Annotated in this window: 20 protein-coding genes; 1 reads left to right on the top strand and 19 read right to left on the bottom strand. The window is 40.2% G+C overall.

All coding sequences use genetic code 11. The features are described from left to right. Positions 1-11: 11 nt before the first annotated feature. The 5 genes from C1726_RS19390 to mce form a co-directional block, all read right to left on the bottom strand. Positions 12-1298, bottom strand: a complete 1287-nt coding sequence (locus C1726_RS19390; protein WP_102274652.1) for a DNA polymerase IV — start codon at positions 1296-1298, stop codon at positions 12-14. Positions 1299-1392: 94 nt separating this feature from the next. Beyond that, positions 1393-1869: a chemotaxis protein CheW gene (locus C1726_RS19385; RefSeq protein ID WP_102274651.1), complete on the bottom strand. Its 477-nt coding sequence runs from the start codon at positions 1867-1869 to the stop codon at positions 1393-1395. 139 nt (positions 1870-2008) lie between these two features. Beyond that, entirely contained in the window at positions 2009-3130 is a 1122-nt protein-coding gene (locus C1726_RS19380) for a tripeptidase T (RefSeq protein ID WP_102274650.1), read from the bottom strand. A 135-nt stretch (positions 3131-3265) separates the two neighbouring features. After that, entirely contained in the window at positions 3266-4816 is a 1551-nt protein-coding gene (locus C1726_RS19375; protein WP_102275862.1) for an acyl-CoA carboxylase subunit beta, read from the bottom strand. Then, complete coding sequence (mce, locus tag C1726_RS19370) at positions 4809-5231, bottom strand: methylmalonyl-CoA epimerase (RefSeq protein WP_102274649.1); 423 nt, start codon at positions 5229-5231, stop codon at positions 4809-4811. The genes C1726_RS19375 and mce overlap by 8 nt, the downstream gene beginning before the upstream one ends. A gap of 206 nt (positions 5232-5437) precedes the next feature. On the opposite strand from mce, the gene prli42 reads away from it, so the two are divergent. Next, on the top strand, positions 5438-5533 hold the full coding sequence (prli42, locus tag C1726_RS26290; RefSeq protein ID WP_180968246.1) for a stressosome-associated protein Prli42: 96 nt from the start codon (positions 5438-5440) through the stop codon (positions 5531-5533). A gap of 44 nt (positions 5534-5577) precedes the next feature. On the opposite strand, the gene C1726_RS19365 is transcribed toward prli42, so the two are convergent. The 14 genes from C1726_RS19365 to buk form a co-directional block, all read right to left on the bottom strand. After that, positions 5578-6018: a L,D-transpeptidase gene (locus C1726_RS19365; protein WP_102275861.1), complete on the bottom strand. Its 441-nt coding sequence runs from the start codon at positions 6016-6018 to the stop codon at positions 5578-5580. Between the two features lie 95 nt (positions 6019-6113). Beyond that, positions 6114-7109 (bottom strand): aromatic acid exporter family protein, encoded by a 996-nt coding sequence (locus tag C1726_RS19360; RefSeq protein WP_102274648.1) that lies wholly within the window; start codon positions 7107-7109, stop codon positions 6114-6116. A 103-nt stretch (positions 7110-7212) separates the two neighbouring features. Continuing rightward, on the bottom strand, positions 7213-7935 hold the full coding sequence (locus tag C1726_RS19355; protein ID WP_102274647.1) for an amino acid ABC transporter ATP-binding protein: 723 nt from the start codon (positions 7933-7935) through the stop codon (positions 7213-7215). Continuing rightward, positions 7928-8587 carry an amino acid ABC transporter permease gene (locus C1726_RS19350; protein WP_102274646.1) on the bottom strand — a complete coding sequence of 220 codons (660 nt, stop codon included), beginning with the start codon at positions 8585-8587 and terminating at the stop codon, positions 7928-7930. The genes C1726_RS19355 and C1726_RS19350 overlap by 8 nt, the downstream gene beginning before the upstream one ends. Positions 8588-8946: 359 nt before the next feature. Beyond that, positions 8947-9735, bottom strand: a complete 789-nt coding sequence (locus C1726_RS19345; protein ID WP_102274645.1) for a transporter substrate-binding domain-containing protein — start codon at positions 9733-9735, stop codon at positions 8947-8949. A gap of 259 nt (positions 9736-9994) precedes the next feature. Beyond that, the gene (locus C1726_RS19340) at positions 9995-10432 is read right to left on the bottom strand and encodes a BrxA/BrxB family bacilliredoxin (RefSeq protein WP_102274644.1); all 438 of its coding nucleotides are present in this window, start codon (positions 10430-10432) and stop codon (positions 9995-9997) included. Positions 10433-10771: 339 nt separating this feature from the next. Beyond that, positions 10772-11893 carry a methylmalonyl Co-A mutase-associated GTPase MeaB gene (meaB, locus tag C1726_RS19335; protein ID WP_102274643.1) on the bottom strand — a complete coding sequence of 374 codons (1122 nt, stop codon included), beginning with the start codon at positions 11891-11893 and terminating at the stop codon, positions 10772-10774. Position 11894: 1 nt separating this feature from the next. Further along, positions 11895-14087 carry a methylmalonyl-CoA mutase gene (scpA, locus tag C1726_RS19330; RefSeq protein WP_102274642.1) on the bottom strand — a complete coding sequence of 731 codons (2193 nt, stop codon included), beginning with the start codon at positions 14085-14087 and terminating at the stop codon, positions 11895-11897. Next, positions 14080-15909 (bottom strand): methylmalonyl-CoA mutase family protein, encoded by a 1830-nt coding sequence (locus tag C1726_RS19325; protein ID WP_102274641.1) that lies wholly within the window; start codon positions 15907-15909, stop codon positions 14080-14082. The genes scpA and C1726_RS19325 overlap by 8 nt, the downstream gene beginning before the upstream one ends. 184 nt (positions 15910-16093) lie before the next feature. Continuing rightward, a complete protein-coding gene (locus C1726_RS19320; protein WP_102274640.1) occupies positions 16094-17407 on the bottom strand; it encodes a dihydrolipoamide acetyltransferase family protein in 1314 nt (437 codons plus the stop codon). 331 nt (positions 17408-17738) lie between these two features. Next, the gene (locus C1726_RS19315) at positions 17739-18722 is read right to left on the bottom strand and encodes an alpha-ketoacid dehydrogenase subunit beta (RefSeq protein WP_102274639.1); all 984 of its coding nucleotides are present in this window, start codon (positions 18720-18722) and stop codon (positions 17739-17741) included. 15 nt (positions 18723-18737) lie between these two features. After that, positions 18738-19733 carry a thiamine pyrophosphate-dependent dehydrogenase E1 component subunit alpha gene (locus C1726_RS19310; protein ID WP_102274638.1) on the bottom strand — a complete coding sequence of 332 codons (996 nt, stop codon included), beginning with the start codon at positions 19731-19733 and terminating at the stop codon, positions 18738-18740. Between the two features lie 58 nt (positions 19734-19791). Further along, on the bottom strand, positions 19792-21210 hold the full coding sequence (lpdA, locus tag C1726_RS19305; RefSeq protein ID WP_102274637.1) for a dihydrolipoyl dehydrogenase: 1419 nt from the start codon (positions 21208-21210) through the stop codon (positions 19792-19794). A gap of 86 nt (positions 21211-21296) precedes the next feature. Continuing rightward, a complete protein-coding gene (buk, locus tag C1726_RS19300; RefSeq protein WP_102274636.1) occupies positions 21297-22403 on the bottom strand; it encodes a butyrate kinase in 1107 nt (368 codons plus the stop codon). Positions 22404-22489 lie beyond the last annotated feature (86 nt).

The following is a 22489-nucleotide window of genomic DNA, read 5'->3' as shown; positions in this document are numbered from 1 at the left end:
ATCATTGCCTTCTATTTCTCTTTTTTTGCCTTCCCGTGTGAGAAATCCTGCAAAAAATCCTTATTAAAGCTCGTTTCTGCTCCAATATTTCGCTGCTCGGTTTTGATCTCCGGCATCATCACTGCCCGATCAATAATTTGGGATCCGAATTTTTCACGAAGGAGCGCCAATGTTTCAAACAAAGGCTCTTTTTTTGCCTCTTTTTCATAGCTAAAGAGGTCTAGCTGTTTGACTGCCTCGTTATATTCAACTAAATCCATTCCAGTAATACCAAGCAAACGAACGGAATCACCGCTCCAATGCTTTAGAAAAAGCTGTTTAGCGATCTGGAATAGCTCGCCTTCCTTCTGAATTGGATTTTGGAGCTTCCTGCTTCTCGTAATTGTTTTTCGATCTTTGAAACGAATCGTTATCCCTAATGAGGATGCAAGAACCTTTTTTCTTTTCAATCTAACTGCCACAGTTCCAGCAAGCTTTTCCAATACATGCAGGAGCTCCTGCTGATTAGAGACATCACGTGGCAAGGTGGTTGAATTGCCAATGCTTTTGAATTCGGAAGCAGAATCAGGGTCAACAGGTCTTCGGTCATTTCCATTCGCCCTCTCCTTTAATCTCGGACCATTGATTCCTAAAACAGATTTCAATTGAACATCATTTGCTTTTGCAAGATCACCAATCGTTTTTATATGTATGGTCCGTAATTTTTCTCCAGTTTTCTTCCCAACCCCGTGCATTTCTTCCACATCGAGAGGCCATAATACAGCTGGCACATCCCTTTTTCGAAGAACGGTAATCCCCATTGGCTTTTTCATATCAGAAGCCATCTTAGCTAGAAATTTATTCGGTGCAACTCCAATGCTGCACGGTAAATCAAGCTGTCTCTGAATCTGATTTTGTATCGTTTCAGCAATTTCAAGCGGGGCTCCAAATTCATAGCTTTCCGTTATGTCCACATAGCCTTCATCAATAGAAACGGGCTCAACTAATGACGAATACTGATTTAATATTTCAAACATCCCAATGGAAGCAGCTCGGTATCGATCAAAATTAGGCTTTTTCACAATCAGCTGCGGGCAAAGCTTTTTTGCCTCCCAAAGAGGCATCGTTGTTCTTACACCGAACTTTCTAGCCTCATAGCTGCACGTAACAATAATTCCCCGCCGTTCCTTAGGATTACCTGCAATCGCTAATGGTTTTCCCTTTAAAGAAGGATCATAGGCCATCTCAACCGACGCATAAAAACTATTCATATCAACATGCAAAATAACTCGCCCATTTTTCGGATACATTTGTTTCATGCCGGCACTTCCTTGTTCATATTCTTCTACTATTTTAACAAATTTATCATCTTAACATAAAGAAAACAGAGGATTCACGAATCCTCTGTTTTCTTTATGTCGTTTCCTTTTGCGTCTTCATAAACTCCTGAATCTCTCTAATCCCGTCTAGAGATTGAACGAGAATAGATGGATCGATCATTGTAATCACTCGTGAATCCAGGTTTGCAACCCCTGTGAAATATGTTGTCTTTTGATAAGCAAGAAGGCCTAGCTGCTTTAATTTATCAGATGGAATATCAATGATTTCCTTTGCATCTGAAACAATCACGCCAATTGACAGCATTTCTGTCTGTAAAACGATCATTTTTGTCGATTCAGTTGCCTTAAATGAACGGTTATAAAGAATTCTCTCAAAGTCAACGACCGGAATGAGCTCGTCTCTTACTTTCGTAATCCCATTTACATAATTAGGTAAATGAGGGATTGGTGTGATCCCTTCTACTTTTTCAATTGACATAACAAAATGAATGGGAATGGCGTATTCCTCATTGCCAACTTGAAACACAACAACCTTATTTATTTCTTCCAAAAACTACCCCTCCTGCACACAAGTGGGCATATATTTCCACTGTATACTACATTCAATATATCATATTCTTCTTCATACTGCTTTCTTTTTTATAGACGAGAAGAGAACCCTTTTAACTAAGGTTCTCTTCCCTCTCTCATTATTGAGCGGTTACTTCCTCAATAATCGCAATCACCATTTCAGCTAACTTATTTAATTCTTCAATCGGCATCCGCTCATTCGTTGTGTGGATTTCCTCGTAGCCAACTGCAAGATTAACAGTTGGGATATCAAAGCCTGCAATCACGTTTGCATCACTTCCGCCGCCGCTCTTTAATAGCTCACAGCTGCGGCCGATTTTTGCAGCAGCTTTTCGGGCCACTTCAACCACATGGTCCCCTTCGCCAAATTTAAAGCCAGGATACATCACTTCTACTTCCACTTCAGCTTTTCCGCCCATTTCGACAGCTGCTGTTTCAAATGCTTCTTTCATCTTGCTAACTTGCTGCTCCATTTTCTCATTTACTAATGAGCGAGCCTCCGCCAAAATTTCAACGTGGTCACAAACGATATTTGTTTGTGTACCGCCTTCGAAGCGTCCAATATTTGCAGTTGTTTCTTCATCAATTCGGCCGAGAGGCATTCTTGAAATCGCTTTAGCAGCGATCGTGATCGCAGAAACTCCTTTTTCTGGAGCTACACCAGCATGAGCTGTTTTCCCAAGGATTGTTGCCTTTACCTTCGCTTGTGTAGGTGCTGCTACAATAATATTTCCTACCTTGCCATCACTATCAAGTGCATAGCCGTATTTAGCAGTTACTAAAGAAGAATCAAGTGCTTTTGCACCAACAAGACCGGACTCTTCCCCAACTGTAATAATAAACTCGATTTTCCCATGAGGAATGTTTTGCTCTTTTAATACTTTGATCACTTCAAACATAGCTGCAAGTCCCGCTTTGTCATCTGCGCCTAGAATCGTTGTCCCATCTGTTACAACATACCCGTCTTTAATAGAAGGTTTAATGCCTTTTCCAGGGACTACTGTATCCATATGAGATGTAAAGTAAATCGTATCTACACCCTCTTTTGTCCCTTGAAGTGTACAAATCAAGTTTCCAGCTCCATGGCCTGTTTGTGCAGTAGTATCATCTTCGAATACTTCAACACCTAAGTCAGTGAACTTCTTCTTTAGAACTTTTGCTATTTCCGTTTCATATTTTGTTTCAGAATCAATTTGTACAAGCTCTAAAAACTCATTTAATAACCGTTCATGATTAATCATATTCGTCCAATCCTCCCGATATATGTATAAATTCCTTATTTACTATTCTAGTATACCTTTATGGATTCTATTTTTGCAAAAATAGTTTGGTTTTTGCAAAATTATGCTCACTTTTATAAAATTTATCCGTCAGTATTATAACGGAATATTTCCATGCTTCTTTTTCGGTCTCGTTTCCTTCTTGTTTCTTAGCATATCAAGTGCTTGAATGAGTTTTATCCTTGTTTCCCGAGGATCAATGACGTCATCTATCATGCCCCTGCTAGCAGCGACGTACGGATTGGCAAACTTTTCGCGATATTCTTCAATTTTTTGCGCTCTAATCGCTTCAGGATCATCACTGTTTGAAATTTCCCTTGCAAAAATGATATTCGCTGCACCCTGCGGACCCATAACAGCTACCTCCGCATTTGGCCAGGCAAATACCAGGTCAGCACCGATTGACTTACTGTTCAGTGCCACATAGGCTCCTCCATAAGCCTTCCGTAAAATGACGGTAAGCTTCGGCACAGTCGCTTCTGAATACGCATATAAAATCTTTGCACCGTGCCGGATAATTCCGCCATGCTCCTGTTTGACACCGGGAAAGAAGCCTGTTACATCCTCAAAAGTAATGAGCGGGATATTGAAGGAATCACAGAAACGGATAAATCTAGCCGCTTTATCAGATGAATCAATATCAAGACCGCCTGCCATGACTTTCGGCTGATTGCAAACTAATCCAACAACCTCTCCTTTGATTCGAGCAAAACCAACAACAATATTTTTTGCAAAGTCAGGCTGAACCTCCATAAATGAATCGGCATCAACAACTTGTTCGATGACTTTTCTAACATCATAAGGACGAACGGCATCGAAAGGAATGACATCTGTTAGATCGGGACGGTAATCTTCTTCAGTATCCGTCTCTGTTAGAGTTGGCTTTTCCTCATTATTTTGCGGAAGGTAGCTTAATAACCGGCGGACTTGTTCAATTACTTCTGTTTCAGTTTCTCCCTTAAAATGAGCATTCCCGCTAATGGAATTGTGTACGCCTGCCCCGCCTAAATCTTCTGAAGAGATTTTTTCACCAGTTACTGTTTCAATCACCTTCGGACCTGTGATAAACATCTGACTCGTCTTCTCTACCATAAAGACAAAATCCGTGATTGCTGGAGAATAAACGGCTCCGCCAGCACAAGGTCCCATAATAACGGAAATTTGCGGAATGACGCCTGAATAAATCGAGTTTCGGTAAAAAATATGTCCATATCCATCAAGGGAGACTACCCCTTCTTGAATCCGCGCACCGCCGGAATCATTCAAGCCGACAAATGGCGCCCCATTTTCAGCAGCCAGATCCATCACATTGGCAATTTTCTTCGCGTGCATCTCTCCTAATGCCCCGCCAAAAACAGTAAAATCCTGTGAAAATAAGAAAATCGGTCTGCCATTTACTTTTCCATACCCAGTCACAACTCCATCACCAGGTCCTTTTTGGCCATCAAGACCAAAGTCCATGCAGCGATGTTCAATAAACGGGTTCAGCTCGACAAATGTTCCTGGATCAACTAATAATTCAATCCTTTCTCTCGCCGTCAGCTTGCCCTTTTCATGCTGCTTTTCAATTTTCTCATCGCCGCCGCCCAATTCTATTTCTCGCTTGCGATCATATAGTTCATTGATTTTCTCATAGATGTCAGTCATGATTTCTTTCCATTCCTTTCTTCTCGCAAAATTCATATAAAACGCTTCCTGTCGATTTCGGATGCATGAAAGCTACCTGGGCTCCTCCAGCTCCAGTTTTCGGCACATCATGGATCATGCGAATGCCTTTTTCCTTTATTTCATTGATTCGTTCCTGAATGGAGTCTACACCAAGTGCCACATGATGGAGTCCTTCCCCACGCTTCTCAATAAATTTTGCAATTGCACTATCTTCACTCATTGGCTCTAATAGTTCCAGTTTCGTCTCTCCCGCCTTTAAAAAGGCTACCTTTAACTTTTCACTCTCCACCTCTTCAATTCCAAGCAGCGGAAGTTTTAGAATTTCCGTATAGAATGGCAGCGCCTCATCAAGTGAACGGATGGCAATGCCAATATGATCAATTTTTTTTATCAACTTGTTCTCCTTCCTTTCCTAGCAATATGCCACGCAGTTCCCTACATTCAAAAATTATACGCTTTTTTCTATAATAAGAATATACAGATACTTTAATATTCGCTAAACATGTCGAAAAATCCTTTAAAAAATCGAGCGGTTGTTCATTTTAATGATTCCTAGTAAAATAGAGATAAGCAAATGATAACTTGGAGGAGGGGATATCATTGTCTAATAGAAAGATGCAAAAAGTAATCGTATATTTAATGATTTTTGCCATGCTTGCCTCAACACTGCTAATTGGATTGACGATGATTTTATAGAGAAAAATTGTATATAAAGAGGGACTGTCTTGTTGACAGTCCCTTCATTTTATTGCACCGTATGTTTGTCCAAGCTGTTGGTAGGTTTCTGAAGTAGAAGTAACTAATATTTTTGTTCCTATAGGAATAAATTCATATAACGATTCGATTGCTTCATTTTGCAGGCGAATACACCCTTGGGATACATATTTACCAATAGTGGATGGATCGTTTGTCCCGTGGAGCCCATATATTCTCCCATCCGTATCTTCGGCATCGAATCCAATCCATCTCGTCCCCAATGGATTATTTGCATCCCCGCCCTTAATATCCTTTTTTCGATAATAAGGATCCTTTGCCTTTATAGTAATTGTAAAGAGGCCTTCAGGTGTTAATTCATCCGTCTTCCCTGTCGCTGCTGTAATCACTGTTTGGACTCTATTTTCGCTAATAAAAGCCACTTCGTTTAGCTTTTTATTTACGATTATAAATGGATCCCCAGGCATAGGATTAGGCCCTAACGGCCAAATAGGCGAGAAAATAAACGCAATCAGTACCGAGGAAATGATTTTAAGCAAACAATCACCTCATCTTTTTTCCGTTAGTTTGCACCGGATTCAGTGAAATGATTCTCTTTTCTTCCCCTCTTTAGCTCTTTTGCAGAGCTTTTAATCCATAAGTACTGTTCCATCTCTCTTACAAATTGAAAAAGAGCAGCTCGTGCCTCAAACTCCTCTCTCGTTTTCGGCAGGTCCATGCTTTTAAAAGAGGCCTTCATCTCGTATAACTTATCCAGAAAGCGGTTTGCGGTATTTCCCGGATGAATATTTGCAGCTAAGTCTTCCATAAAATCAGCTACCATTTCCCCTTGTTCAATTGTATAGGAGATCGAAATGACAATAGGCAGAACCCTTTCAATGATTTCAAATTGCTTTTCACGCATTTTAAAATAGTGATAATACACATTTTCATTACGGAGCAGGCGATTTTCCACATCTCTATAGGCAAGGACTTGTGCTTCTTCAATCAGCTGGGCTGTTTCGGTTATTTCCAGTCCATCCCAATTACTTTCGTTTGTACGTAAATAGATAACAATTTCATCGAATATTCTTTTAAAATTTTCTTCAATCTGGATTTGATATTCAAGCAGCTTTTGATCAAGACTTGGCATATAAAGATTAGCTAGGAGAGCAACACCGATCCCAATCGTAATAATCCCTAATTCATTCATCAGAATATCTATCGTGACCTCTCCAGCCGAATAAATATGCAGAATGATGACACTACTTGTCACGATGCCATCACTAATTTTAAGCATAACGGCTGTTGGAATAAAAAATAGCAATAAAAAGCCAATGATAATCGGATGATAAGCCATCCCCTCAAAAAATACGATGGAAAATAACATCGCTAACAAACAGGCACTGAAACGGTTCCAAGAAGTCTTTATCGATTGCTTTTTCGTTACCTGGATACATAAAATGGTTAATATTCCTGCCGAAACAAAATTATCGAATCCTAAAATCTGAGCGAGAATGATCGATGCGGAAGTGCCAATGGCTGTTTTTATTGTTCGATAGCCAATTTTAAACTTCATATAAAAAACCCCTATAACTGCTAATTTAACTTCATAAGAAATTATGTCCAAAAAAAGAGAAGATGATCATTTAAGACCATCTTCATCCATTTTATTATACAATTCAAAGCATTTTTTGCAAGAAATCTTTTGCACGATCAGACGTTGGATTGGAAAAGAATTCACTTGGCGGTGCATCTTCTACAAGCACGCCGCCATCTAAAAAGAGGACTCGATCCGCTACTTCTCTGGCAAACCCCATTTCGTGGGTAACAATGGCCATTGTCATTCCTGTATGTGCCAGTGATTTCATTACATCTAGAACTTCCTTGACCATCTCTGGGTCAAGCGCTGATGTTGGTTCATCAAAAAGCATAACCTCAGGCTGCATCGCTAATGCCCGGGCAATCGCAACCCTTTGTTTTTGCCCGCCTGATAATCGGCTCGGATATTCATTTGCTTTCGCGGATAGCCCAACCTTTGCTAATAGCTCAAGGCCAATTTTCTCAGCTTCTTGCTTAGACTGCCCCTTCACTTTCATTGGTGCATAAGTTAAATTCTCAAGGACTGATTTATGCGGGAATAGATGAAAATGCTGAAAAACCATTCCTACATTTTGACGGACCTTCATAATATTTGTTTTTTTATCCGTTATATCCTGTTCACCGATAAAGATACGCCCATTTGTAGGCTTTTCTAGTAGATTAATACAGCGAAGGAAAGTTGACTTCCCTGAACCCGAAGGACCGATAATCGCCACAACTTCGCCTTCCTTAATCGTTGTGGAAATCCCTTTAAGCACTTCCAATTTTCCAAACTGCTTATGCAAATTATCAATTTTAATCACCGCGTCTCATCCTCCTTTCGACGACTTTTCCAAGAATGGTTAATGTAATAACCATTAAGTAATAGATGAGACCTGCCAATAATAATGGTTCAAAGAAACGAAACTTGTCCGCACCTACCTGATAGGCTCTGCGCATAATATCCATTACCCCAATAGTCGTAACGATGGCTGACTCCTTAGTCAAAGTAATAAATTCATTCATTAGAGCTGGCAAAATATTTTTCAGTGCCTGTGGCAGAATGATGTTAAGCATCATTTGACGGTAAGGAACACCCAGTGCCATTGCAGCTTCACTTTGCCCTTTATCAACAGCTAGAATTCCCGCACGGATTATTTCAGAAATATAAGCAGCGGAATTCAAGCCAAAAGCAAGGACTGCAGCCACATATGGTTCAATCTGATAGCCAAATATTTGCGGGGACCCAAAATATATAATCATTAGCTGCAAGACTAGAGGAGTTCCTCGAAATATGGATGTATATGCATCCGCAAACCATCCAAGCACTTTAATCGAGCTAATTTTAAATAATGATAGAATAATTCCAAGTAAAAACCCTAATAATCCTGCCAATGCGACAATTTGCAGTGTCACACCAATCCCTCTTAATATATAGGGCAGGGAAGGGAGAATGGATGTAAAATCTAGGTTCATAAATAACAATCCTCTCAATAAGAAATGCGGATGCGACTTGAACAGGGGCGACAAGCATAAGACGAGCCAGCGGGAAGGTTGTTCTTTAACCTTCTTGCTGGATTGGCTTATGACCTCGAGCCCCTAGTCGCAGAAGCTAGACAATAAGAAATGCGGATGCGACTTGAACACCCCCGACAAGCACAAGACGAACTGGCTAAAAGGTGGGTCTTTACCTTTTGGACAGATTGGCTTGTGACCTCGAGGGGGTAGTCGCAGAAGCTAGACAATAAGAAATGCGGATGCGACTTGAGGGCAAAAACGTTCAGAAGTGAGTATCCTTCTGAACGTTTTTAGCAGATTAGAAGTCTAGCTTATAATCATTCACCTTCAAACCACTTCTTCAAAATCTTATCTAGTTCTCCGTTTTCAATCATTTCTTTCAATGCCTTGTTGAATTCTTCAGTCAGTTCACTGTCTTTTGGAAGAGCAATCGCATAACCGCCATCGGCATCTTCAACTGTGAACCCTTCGATATCATCATTATTTTCTAAATAGCCTTGTGCAACTGTATCTTCAATAATGGCTGCATCAAAACGGCCAGCCTTAATTTCTTGAATTAACTCAGGAATACGGTTGCGGTTTTCTACAGTCATTTCCACTTCTTCTGCTAATTCCTTCGCCTTTTCCTCTTGAATAGAGCCTAGCTGTGCACCAATCTTTTTGCCCTTAAGATCTTCTACCTTTGTAATTCCGCTATCCTTTTTAGAAACAATCATATGTTTAGAAGTGTAATAGATTTCACTAAAGTCTACACTCTTTTTTCTATCCTCTGTTGCAGACATTGCAGATAGCACAAAATCTACTTGACCAGATTGAAGTGCCTGAATTAATCCGCCAAAATCCATATCTTGAATTTTAAATTCATAGCCAAGCTTTTCAGTTACCGCTTTTGCAATATCAACATCAATTCCGATAATCTCGTCACCTTTTGCCGTATCAATATATTCAAATGGCGCATAGTCTGCTGATGTTCCCATCGTTAGAACCTTTTTATCCGAATCTTTATCCTTGGACCCATTAGATGATGCCTCCTCACTTGTTCCACAAGCTGCTAGTAATCCAATTACTAGAATACTAATAAAAAAGAAAGAGATTATTTTTTTCATTTTTTATTTTCCCCCTATAACTTTTCTGAAAATTGTTATAATTGTCTATTATCTATTATTAGCGATAAATTATTAATTTTCAAGTATCAATCGCATATTAATAATTATTCACTTGAATGTATTTTAACACATTATTATATTTATGCAATACTATTTTTAAATATAATTCTATTGAGAAATAATGTTTTCTGCGTATTTTTCCCTAAGGCTAGAATGTACTAGAAATAAAAAAAAGCCTCTTATAGAGACTTTTTCTAAATTATAGGTCTTCGCAATGCTGTTCAAATGCATTTTGAAGCTTTTGAATAACAGACATTGGTTCATGTCCTTCAATATCATGACGCTCAATCATTGCACACAGCTTTCCGTCTTTTAATAATGCAAAAGATGGAGAGGATGGCGGGAATCCAGTAAAATAGCTGCGTGCTGTTTCAGTTGCTTCTTTATCCTGGCCAGCAAATACTGTCACTAAATGATCTGGACGCTTATCATAATGCAGCGCATGAGCAGCAGCTGGACGAGCAATCCCGCCTGCACAGCCGCAAACAGAGTTAACCATTACAAGAGTTGTTCCTTTTTCTGCAATTGCTTTTTCAACCTCATCAGGTGTTTTTAATTCTGTATAGCCAGCATCAACAATTTCTTTGCGCGCATTTGCCACAACATCATTCATAAAAAAATTAAAATCCATATTCATCTGTATGATCGCTCCTTTTTGTATGTCAACCTATCATAAATATATCATACCAATAGATGATTGTTCTTTTCAACGTTGAACACTTTATTAGCAGGTTTACAGATTTATTTTGTTTTCGCAAATAAAATTAGTTATTTGCACATATATCTTAGTACTTGCACATAAAAATTTATTGTTTGCAAATATATTTTATTACTTGCATATAAAATTGTTCTTTGCAATTATATCTTGGCACTTGCACATAAAAAAGCAATTCAGCAATAAATTGGGCTATATTTTAACTCAGCATAATCAAACATCATCTGCTATAAGAATAAAAGCTGCCGATTGGCAGCTTTTTTATTCTCTCTTATTTATCGAATAGGCTTGGAATAATTCCTCTACTGCAGAAGTCACTGTTCGGGCTCCTGCAATCACTTCATTTTCCATTTGCGGAAGCAGCGGTTTCACATCTTGATGATTAAAAAAACTAAATTGCAGCTGATCAATAATCATTGCATAGATCCATTCCTTCGTTTGCGCTCTTCTTCTATTTTCAAACACGCCAGATTTTTTTGTTGTATTTTCAAATGTTTGAATGGTTTCCCAAATATCGTTCATTCCTTCTTGATAGATCGAAGAGCATGTTGCCGCTCGGGTTTGCCACCCTTTGGTTGCTGGCTGAAGAAAATGCAGAATCCGATTGTATTCGGCTTTCGTTTTCAATGCTAATTGTTTATTCTCGCCATCCGCTTTGTTGACAAGTACAGCATCTGCCAGCTCCATGATCCCTTTCTTCATCCCTTGCAGCTCATCTCCTGCGCCAGTTAAAACTAATAGCATAAAAAAATCGACCATGTCCCTAACTAATACTTCACTTTGACCTACCCCAACTGTTTCAACAAGAATAACATTGAAGCCAGCTGCCTCGCATAACGTAATCGTTTCCCTTGTCTTCCGATGAACGCCTCCGAGCTTCCCAGCCGAAGGAGAAGGACGAATAAATGCCTTTGGGTTCCGCGAAAGCTGTTCCATTCTTGTTTTGTCCCCGAGAATACTGCCTCCGCTTATACTCGAACTTGGATCAACAGCAAGCACGGCAACCTTCAAGCCTAAATCACAAAGGAACGTGCCAAATGCTTCAATAAACGTACTTTTTCCCGCACCAGGCACCCCAGTAATGCCAATACGGATCGCATTTCCCGAATGTGGAAGAAGCTTATGCAGAAGGGTTTGCGCCGCTCGAAAATGATGCTCCGCATTGCTTTCAATTAATGTGATCGCTCGAGCTAGCATTCCTCGGTTTCCTGTTAAAATCCCTTCTGTCAATTCATCAATATTCACTTTCGGACGGTTCTTCTTTTGAAAGCGGCTATTTTTCACCATACTGATTTCAGCATGTTCTGTTTGAACACCTTTTCTTACAATGCTAGTAAAATTATCAGGATTTTTCCCATCAAACCATTCTGGTCTTTTATCCATTTTACTGTGACACTTCCTCATATCCAAGGCGGTTATAGATCGCACGAATTACCTTTTGAGCCGCAACAGGAATAACCGTTCCAGGTCCGAAAATAGCTGCAGCTCCATTTTTCAGTAAAAATTGATAATCCTGCGCAGGAATCACTCCGCCAATTACAACTAGTATATCCTCTCTTCCAAGCTTCGCAAGCTCATCAATTAACTGTGGAAGAAGGGTTTTATGACCTGCAGCAAGCGAACTCATGCCGATCACATGGACATCGTTTTCCACTGCTTGTCTTGCCGTTTCTTCCGGTGTCTGGAATAATGGGCCGATATCTACGTCAAAGCCTAAATCCGCAAACGCTGTAGCAATGACTTTCGCTCCGCGGTCATGGCCGTCCTGCCCCATTTTTGCTACGAGAATCCTTGGTCTTCTTCCTTCATTTTCAAGAAATTCATCAGTCATAAGCTTCACTTCTGTAATCTCTTCTTCATTCGAAAAAGCAGAGCTATACACGCCGCTTATGGAGCGAATGATCGCCTTATGGCGATTAGCTACCTTTTCAATGGCATAGGAGATTTCTCCAAGTGTTGCACGCACTCTTGCTGCCTTTACGGAAAGGTCAAGCAGATTGCCTTCCCCGGTTTCCACAGCTTTCGTAATCGCTTCAAGTGCTTCTAGAACCTTCTCCTCATCACGAGTTGCTTTTAAATTCTCTAGCTTTTCAATTTGTTTTAACCGAACAGCTGTATTGTCAATATCAAGGATTTCAATCGGCTCTTCCTGTTCAAGGCGATATTTATTGACGCCTATAATTGTCTCTTTTCCAGAGTCTATTTTCGCTTGTCTGCGTGCCGCAGCCTCTTCAATTTTCATCTTTGGCAAGCCTGTTTCGATTGCTTTTGCCATCCCCCCGAGGTTTTCAATCTCTTCGATATGCTCCCAAGCTCTCTTAACTAATTGATCGGTTAATGCTTCCACATAGTATGAACCAGCCCATGGATCAATTACATTCGTAATTCCCGTTTCCTCCTGAAGAAATAGCTGTGTATTTCGGGCAATTCGTGCCGAAAAATCTGTCGGCAAGGCAATCGCTTCATCAAGTGCATTCGTATGAAGGGACTGCGTATGACCCATCGCAGCAGCATGCGCTTCAATCAGTGTTCTCGTGACATTATTAAACGGATCCTGCTCTGTTAGGCTCCAGCCTGATGTTTGTGAGTGAGTTCTTAAAGCCATGGACTTTGGATTTTTCGGTTCAAATGTTTTCATCATTTTTGCCCAGATAAAGCGGGCAGCACGCATTTTTGCCACTTCCATAAAGTAGTTCATGCCAATCGCCCAGAAGAAGGAGAGCCTTGGCACAAATGAATCGATATCAATTCCTGCTGAGAGCCCTGTTCTTACATACTCTAGACCGTCAGCAAGTGTATAGGCTAATTCAATATCAGCTGGTGCTCCTGCCTCTTGCATATGATAGCCGGAAATGCTGATGCTATTAAATTTAGGCATATATTTGGACGTATATTCAAAAATGTCCGCAATAATTTTCATAGATATTTCCGGAGGGTAAATGTACGTATTACGAACCATATATTCTTTTAAAATATCATTCTGGATGGTGCCTGAAAGCTTTTCTTGGCTAACTCCCTGTTCCTCGGCTGAAACAATAAAGAAGGCCATTACAGGAAGTACCGCTCCATTCATCGTCATGGAAACAGACATTTGATCCAATGGAATCCCGTCAAAAAGGGTTTTCATATCTAGAACAGAGTCTATTGCTACACCAGCTTTTCCAACATCCCCCACTACCCTTGGATGATCTGAGTCATAGCCTCGGTGTGTCGCAAGATCAAAGGCAACGGAAAGACCCTTCTGACCCATTGCCAGATTCCGTCGATAAAATGCATTGCTTTCTTCAGCAGTTGAGAATCCAGCATACTGACGGACAGTCCATGGTCTATTCACATACATAGTCGGATAAGGCCCGCGAGTATATGGGGGAAGACCTGGTTTTCCTTCCATATGCTCGATATTTTTAACATCCTCTTCTGTATAGAGCGGCTTCACATGAATATGTTCGTACGTTTCATACAGAAGATCATCAATCGACACATTTAATTCTTCCTGCACCTTTTTTTTCCACTCTTCCTTTGATGCTGGCTTATGATCAAAAAGCGAAATATTTTTAAAATCAGGTTTGTTAGTCATTGATTGCCGCCTCCATTTCGCTTAGCAAGGAAGTTAATATTTCATAACAATTACTTTTCAAATGGATAAATCGCTTAATTCCTGCCTGCTGTAATAACAGCTGCTGACTTTCCTCAGGAAGCCCTGCCATGTATATTTGCACATGTGGGTGATTTTCCTTTATTAAGCTTACAAGCTGAAGCGCTGACTCTTCATATTGCTTATCCGTTCCGCATAAAACGAAATGATGTAAATTAGATTCCTGAATGAATTGTAAAGCAGAAGCAGGATGATCAATATTTGCACTTTTTATTGCTTGAATCCCCCCAGGTGCTAGAAATCCTGTCATGAAATCGGCTCTTGCTTTATGCTCCTTTAGCTCACCGATACAAATAAGTCCAGCCTTAGGTTCGCTGCCAGATTGCTGCAGTTTCTGAGCTGTTTTGCGTAATTTCTCAAATGGTTCTGATAAACGAATATGCGGCAAAGCATGATTCGCTTCCGTGCTTTCCAACACATTCTTCAATGGAAGATCATTGAGGTTTGCATAAATATTTGTCCCAATCATACTTTGTTTACGCTTAAAGATATCCTCGTTTCTCTTCTTCATAACTTCGGAAATTTGCACCTGAATCCATCCTGTTTTCAATACTTCAGCCATTCCGTCTTTTTCTTCAATCTGCAGAAATAATGCCCAAGCCTTTTTAGCAAGTTCATTTGTTAGACTTTCCACATACCATGAACCGCCTGCAGGGTCGATAATATTCTTTAAATGGGCTTCTTCTTTTAAAATCAGCTGAGTGTTACGCGCAATTCGATCGGAAAAAGGGGTAGCTGTTCCCTCTGGCTCATTGAATGGGCTAACATGAAGATACTGAATTCCGCCTAATACGGCAGCAAAAGCTTCATTTCCAGCCCTTAGCAAATTAACATATGGGTCATAGGCTGTTTTTGTAAAGGTGGATGTTTCAGCAGAAATCACCATCTTATGTTCTTCAGACTTTTCTCCGTAAGCGTCCACTATCTTGCCCCATAGAATTCTGGCTGCCCTCAGCTTTGCAATTTCCATAAAGAAGTTTGCACCAATAGAAAATTTAAAAACCATTTTGGATAGAATCACCTTCAGGGACATACCTCTTTCAAGAAGCTCCTGTAGATGCTGGACACCAGTAGATAGGGCTGCCGCTAATTCTTGGACAGCATTTGCTCCTGCTTTATGATATACACTTGTATCCACTAGGATTGTTCTCAGACTGGGCATTTTTTCATCCATTGATTGGATCATTTCAGCCCATTTGTCATATTCATGTTTCAACGTTTCATTAGATGTTGTTTGTAAGAGATCTCTGCCAATATAGCCTGAAATTTTATCACAATGGGTCAATTCAGATAGCTTTTTTAAAGCATCTGCTTGATCCTGACCCGTTTCAATACTGAAATCAAATTTTGAATATATGCCATCAATAATCGTTTCAAAATCCTGTAAATGGCACTTGTCTAAATGAAAAGAGATTGCTGTTTGGCCTCTTTCAAAAGAAGCATGCAGTTTCTTTCGTAATTCTTCGCCATTTTCAGCATCAATTCTTTGTGCCACTTTCCATGCACTCGATAAATAGCCAAGTGTGTCTGCCCCTCTTCTTAAGTCAGACTGTCCAGGAAATTGTCCGGTATTCTTTAATTCCATATCCTCTTTCGAATAAAGCGGTTTCAAAGGAATATTTTCATATGTATTTTTGGTTAAGGAAGCAATAGATTTGCCTTTTAATGATTCTTCTGATTTCTGCCTCCAATCCTCTAATGTTTGTGTTTCAAAAGTTTCATTAATCATCTTGTTTAATGTCATCTTGACTGCCCAAATTCGACAGCTTTCCCCCCTTACCCACCATTCGTATTAAAAAAAATTATAGTAAAATTCACAATTATCATTACATAATTATTTTAATATACATATGAAAAACAAGCAATTCATGAATGAGCAATTAAAAAAAGATCCGCTGCACGATTGGCAGCGGATCTTTTTTAACTAATTAATATACAGATGTATTTTCTTTAGAAGTATTTTCAAGGATTTCTTTCACACGCTTCAAGAAGTTACCACATACAAGACCATCTAATACGCGGTGGTCAAGTGACATACATAGGTTAACCATATCGCGAACAGCGATCATACCGTTATCCATAACAACTGCGCGTTTTACGATTGATTCAACTTGTAAAATTGCAGCTTGTGGATGGTTGATGATACCGTTTGATTGGATAGAACCGAATGAACCTGTGTTATTTACTGTGAACGTACCACCAGACATATCTGCTCCAGATAATTTACCTGAACGTACTTTACCAGCAAGTTCACCAATTTCACGAGCAATGCCTTTGATTGTTTTTTCATCAGCATTTTTGATTACTGGAACATATAATGCATCTTCAGTAGCAACTGCGATTGAAAGGTTGATATCCTTCTTCTGAACAATTTTGTCCCCAGCCCACATAGAGTTGATCATAGGGAACTCTTTAAGCGCTTGAGCAACTGCTTTTACGAAGAAAGCAAATGGTGTAAGGTTGAAGCCTTCCTTCTTCTTGAAGTCAGCTTTTAATGAGTTACGGAAACTCATTAGATTTGTCACATCTACTTCAATCATAGTCCATGCATGTGGAGCTTCGTGCTTGCTCTTAAGCATGTTTGCTGCGATTGCTTTACGAACGCCAGATACTGGAATTTCGATATCACCAGGTACAACTGGTACATTTGTAGCCGCTGCCGCTTTAGGTGCTGCAGCTTGTGGAGCTGGAGCTGCCGCTGGAGTTTCTTGTGCAGCCGGTGCTGCAGGTGCAGTAGCTGCTGTTGGAATATTACCAGACTCGATAATAGCGTTTAAGTCTTTACGCGTAATACGACCTCCAGCACCAGTGCCAGTCACTTGGCTTAAGTCGATTCCGTGCTCTTGTGAAAGCTTAAGAACTGCTGGTGAGAAACGTGCACCACTGTTATCAGTTTTAGCAACTGGTGCTGCTGCTGCTGCCGCAGGAGCTGGAGTGCTTGCTGGTGCGGGAGCTGCTTTTTCTGCCGCTGGTGCTGCTGCTGCAGGAGCTGCTGCGCCACCTTCAGTTTCGATTGTAAGGATCACTTCGCCTACTTCATAAGTTTCTCCTTCAACAGCAATCAATTCTTTAATTACTCCATCAAAAGAAGAAGGTACTTCTGAGTTTACCTTATCAGTTGTTACTTCTGCTAATGGATCATATTTTTTTACTTTATCACCAACAGATACAAACCATTGATTGATTGTACCTTCTGTTACACTTTCCCCAAGTTTGGGCATTTTAATTTGTTCGATAGCCAATGGAATTGACCTCCTTTAAGCATTTTTATTTCTAGTTGTCATTTATCAGAGTAGAGAGGTGCCTGAAGCACCTCCGCTTTTCTTTGTCTGGCTGCGGCTCCTAGCCCCTCGAGGTCATAAGCCATTCAGCTGATGGGAAGAAAATCGCTTCCCAACAGCTGACTGTCTTATGCTTGTCGGGGCTGTACAGTCGCCTCCGCTTTTCTTGTCTAGCTGCGGCTCCTAGCCCCTCGAGGTCATAAGTCAATCCAGCATGAAGGTTAAAGTACAACCTTCCCGCTGGCCTGCCTTATGCTTGTCGGGGCTGTACAGTCGCCTCCGCTTTTCGTTTTTAGTACTCAGCTAATTCTCGTGCTGCTTTTTCTACTTTATCTGGGTTAACCATGAAGAATTTCTCCATAGTAGGAGCGTATGGCATTGCAGGTACATCAGGACCAGCAAGACGCATGATTGGTGCATCAAGATCAAATAGGCAGTTTTCAGCGATGATAGCTGCTACTTCACCCATGATGCTTCCTTCTTTTGTATCTTCCGTTAATAATAATACTTTACCTGTTTTTGAAGCAGCTTCAATGATTGCTTCTTTATCAAGCGGATAAACCGTTCTAAGGTCAAGTACATGTACAGAAATGCCATCTTTAGCTAATTTTTCAGCAGCTTGAAGAGCGAAATGTACACATAGACCGTAAGTGATGATTGTTAAATCTTCACCTTCACGTTTCACATCTGCCTTACCGATTGGCAATACATAATCATCTTCAGGAACTTCGCCTTTGATTAGACGGTATGCACGCTTGTGTTCGAAGAATAGAACTGGATCTTCGTCACGGATTGCAGCTTTAAGTAATCCTTTTACATCATATGGAGTAGAAGGCATTACAATTTTAAGACCTGGTTGGTTTGCAAATACTGCCTCTACAGATTGAGAGTGGTATAATGCACCGTGAACACCGCCGCCATATGGTGCACGAATAACCATTGGACAAGTCCAATCATTATTTGAACGGTAACGAATTTTTGCTGCCTCAGAAATAATTTGGTTAACAGCAGGCATGATGAAATCAGCAAATTGCATTTCTGCGATTGGACGTAAGCCGTACATTGCTGCACCAACACCTACACCAGCGATTGCAGATTCTGCAAGTGGTGTATCAAGTACACGATCTTCTCCAAATTGATCATATAAACCATTAGTAGCTTTAAATACGCCACCCTTTAATCCAACATCTTCACCTAAAACAAATACCTTTGGATCTCTTTCCATTTCTTCGCGGATTGCCATTGTAACCGCGTCAATATATGAAATAACAGCCATGTTTGTTCCCCCTTACTATTCTGCGTATACGTATTTCAATGCATGTTCTGGATCTGCATATGGTGCATTTTCAGCATAATCTGTTGCATCATCAACAATTGCCATGATACGATCGTTCATTTCTTTTTCTTTCGCATCAGTTAAGATTCCGTTATCTTTTAAATATGCTCCAAAAGTGATAATTGAATCTTTAGATTTTGCTTCTTCAACTTCTTCACGAGAACGATATGGACGATCATCGTCATCAGAAGAGTGTGGAGTTAAACGGTAAGAAACAGTTTCAACAAGTGTAGGACCTTCACCACGGCGTCCTCTATCTGCTGCTTCTTTCACTGCTTTATACACTTCAAGTGGATCATTTCCGTCAACAGTTACCCCTGGCATTCCGTAGCCAATTGCGCGATCTGATACTTTTTCACATGCAAGCTGCTTTTCAATTGGAACAGAGATTGCATATTTATTATTTTCACACACGAAAATAACAGGAAGCTTGTGTACTCCAGCAAAGTTTGCCCCTTCATGGAAGTCACCTTGGTTAGAAGAACCTTCACCAAATGATACGAAAGTAACTAAATCTTTTCCTTCCATTTTTCCAGCTAAAGCTACGCCAACCGCGTGCGGAACTTGTGTAGTAACTGGTGAAGAACCTGTCACGATGCGGTTTTTCTTTTGACCGAAGTGCCCTGGCATTTGGCGGCCGCCTGAGTTTGGATCTTCTGCTTTTGCGAATGCAGAAAGCATTAGATCTCTTGCAGTCATACCAAAAGCTAATACAACACCTAAATCACGGTAGTATGGAAGAGCATAATCCTTCTCTGTATCAAGTGCAAATGCCGCACCCACTTGAGCAGCTTCTTGACCTTGACATGAAATAACAAATGGAATTTTACCAGCGCGGTTTAATAGCCACATGCGCTCATCAATACGACGTGATAAAAGCATCATTTCATACATTTCTAATACTCTCTCATCGCTTAAACCTAAATCTTTATGACGATTTTTTTTAGCCATTTTGTAACCTCCTAAATAAATATGTAGTAGAGAGCTCTCTATTTAGCTCTCTATATTTTTATCCATGAATAGCTTTTCCATCCACAGCTAGAGCTGCTTCACCAATTGCTTCTGATAATGTTGGATGCGGATGAATTGTATGAGCAACTTCCCAAGGTGTTGCATCAAGTACTTTAGCAAGTCCAGCTTCAGAAATCATATCTGTTACGTGTGGACCAATCATATGCACGCCAAGAATATCATTTGTTTCTTCATCAGCAACGATTTTCACGAAGCCATCAGATTCACCGAATACTAGCGCTTTACCGATTGCTTTAAATGAGAACTTGCCAGTTTTCACTTTAAAGCCTTGTTCTTTTGCTTGATCTTCAGTGATACCAACGCTTGCAGCTTCAGGAGCACTGTAGATACATTTTGAAACAAGGTTGTAATCGATTGGATGTGGATTTTCACCAGCGATATGTTCAACTGCAACGATTCCTTCATGTGAAGCAACGTGTGCAAGCTGTAACCCGCCAATTACATCACCGATTGCATAAATATGAGATTCTTTTGTTTGGAAAAATTCATTTGTAACGATATAGCCTTTTTCTACTTGGATATCCGTATTTTCAAGGCCGATACCTTCTACGTTAGCTTGACGTCCAACAGATACAAGAATTTTCTCAGCTGTAAATTCTTTCTGTTCTCCTTTAACTTCCGCAGAAATTGAAACAGTATCCCCCTGTTTTAATGTTTCAGGAAGAACTTTCGCACTTGTAACAATTGTTACACCCTTTTTCTTCATAAGGCGCTGCATCTCTTTAGAGATTTCTTTATCTTCTGTTGGGATGATGCGGTCTGAATACTCAATTACAGTAACGTCTGCACCGAAATCAGCTAGCATAGAAGCCCACTCAATACCGATAACGCCGCCGCCAACGATAATGATTGACTTTGGAATTTCTTCCATTGCTAAAGCTTCATCAGATGTCATTACTTTGCCGCCAATTTCAAGTCCTGGTAATGTACGTGGACGTGAACCTGTTGCAACGATAACATTTTTAGGAACTAACATAGCATTTTCTTCTCCGTTGTTCATTTCAACAGAAATTGTTCCTGGCATTGGTGAGAAGATTGATGGACCTAAAATACGTCCCATCCCTTCAAATACGTCAATTTTCCCTTGCTTCATTAGGTGCTGAACACCTTTATGAAGCTGATCAACGATTTTGCCTTTTCTTTCTTGAACTTTACCAAAGTTCACAGAAACATCACTTGTGAAAACACCAAAATCTTCACTATGTTTTGTTTGTGCGTAAACTTCAGCACTGCGAAGCAATGCTTTACTTGGAATACATCCTTTATGTAGGCATGTCCCACCAAGTTTTCCTTTTTCTACTAATGCAGTTTTTAAACCTAGTTGAGAAGCTCGGATAGCAGCTACATATCCGCCAGTTCCTCCACCAAGGATGACCAAATCATATTCTTCTGCCACAATATTTCCTCCTATCATGTCCAGTTGGAAAGCCGGAATGCTGTCAAAATAAGACAGCATGACCGGCAAATAGAACTAAGTTATTATTAAACAGTAGCTTCTACGTTCACATTTCCTGGATATACTTTTTCTTTTTCTTCTCCACGAAGGACACGAAGTGCACCTTCAGCAAGAGCTTGTAATTCGTCTTCGCCTGGTTGAACGATTACATCGGCAATCCAGCTAATACGGTCGCTGATTTCTTTTACGAAGCCCTTACCGTAAGCAAGTCCGCCAGTAATGATGATCGCATCAACTTTCCCATTAAGGACAGCACTAGCAGCACCGATTTCTTTAGCAACCTGATAAGCCATTGCTGAATATACCAGCTTCGCTTTTTCATCGCCAGCTTCGATCATTTTCTCTACTTTTACTGCATCATTTGTACCTAGATAGCCTACAAGACCGCCTTGGCCAACAAGCATTTTCGTAATTTCTTCACGGTAGTATTGACCTGAGAAGCATAATGAAACTAAATCGCCGATAGGAACAGTTCCTGCACGTTCAGGGCTGAAAGGACCTTCCCCATGCAAACCATTATTTACATCGATTACTCGGCCTTGTTTATGAGCACCGACTGTAATTCCTCCACCCATATGAGTGACAATTAAGTTCATCTCTTCGTACTTCTTGCCTAATTCTTTTGCTACTCTGCGAGCAACCGCTTTTTGATTTAGAGCATGGAAAATACTTACACGTTCAATTTTGGATAAACCAGATATACGCGCAATTGGATCCATTTCGTCAACTACAACAGGGTCAACGATATAGGAAGGTATATTTAAAGCTGTTGCAATTTCATATGCAATAATACCGCCAAGATTGGAAGCATGCTGACCAGCAAATCCTTCACGTAAATCTTGAAGCATAGCATCATTTACAGAATACGTTCCGCCTTCAATTGGTCTTAGCAATCCGCCGCGACCACAAACAGCGCTTAATTTTGATATATTAAAGCCTTCTTGATCCAAAGTCTCAAGAATAGCGTTTTTTCGGAATTCATATTGATCAATTATATTTTCGAATGAGTTAATTACATCAGTATCATGGCGTAATGTTTTTTCTAAAATAGAAATATCATTATCGAAAACTCCAATTTTCGTTGAAGTAGAACCAGGGTTGATAACGAGAATTCGATGTCCTTGTTCTTGCACAGTTAAACCTCCATTTAAAAAGCAGTCTGGCACCTAAAAAGCAAGGTGCTTGAGAAAAATCCGCTCTATTTTTACTAAAATGAGTC

The sequence above is a fragment of the Cytobacillus massiliigabonensis genome, assembly GCF_900199725.1.
Classification (GTDB): Bacteria; Bacillota; Bacilli; order Bacillales; family Cytobacillaceae; genus Cytobacillus; species Cytobacillus massiliigabonensis.
Note: the sequence above shows the minus strand (reverse complement) of the source record. Positions and strands in the feature narration are given on the sequence as shown.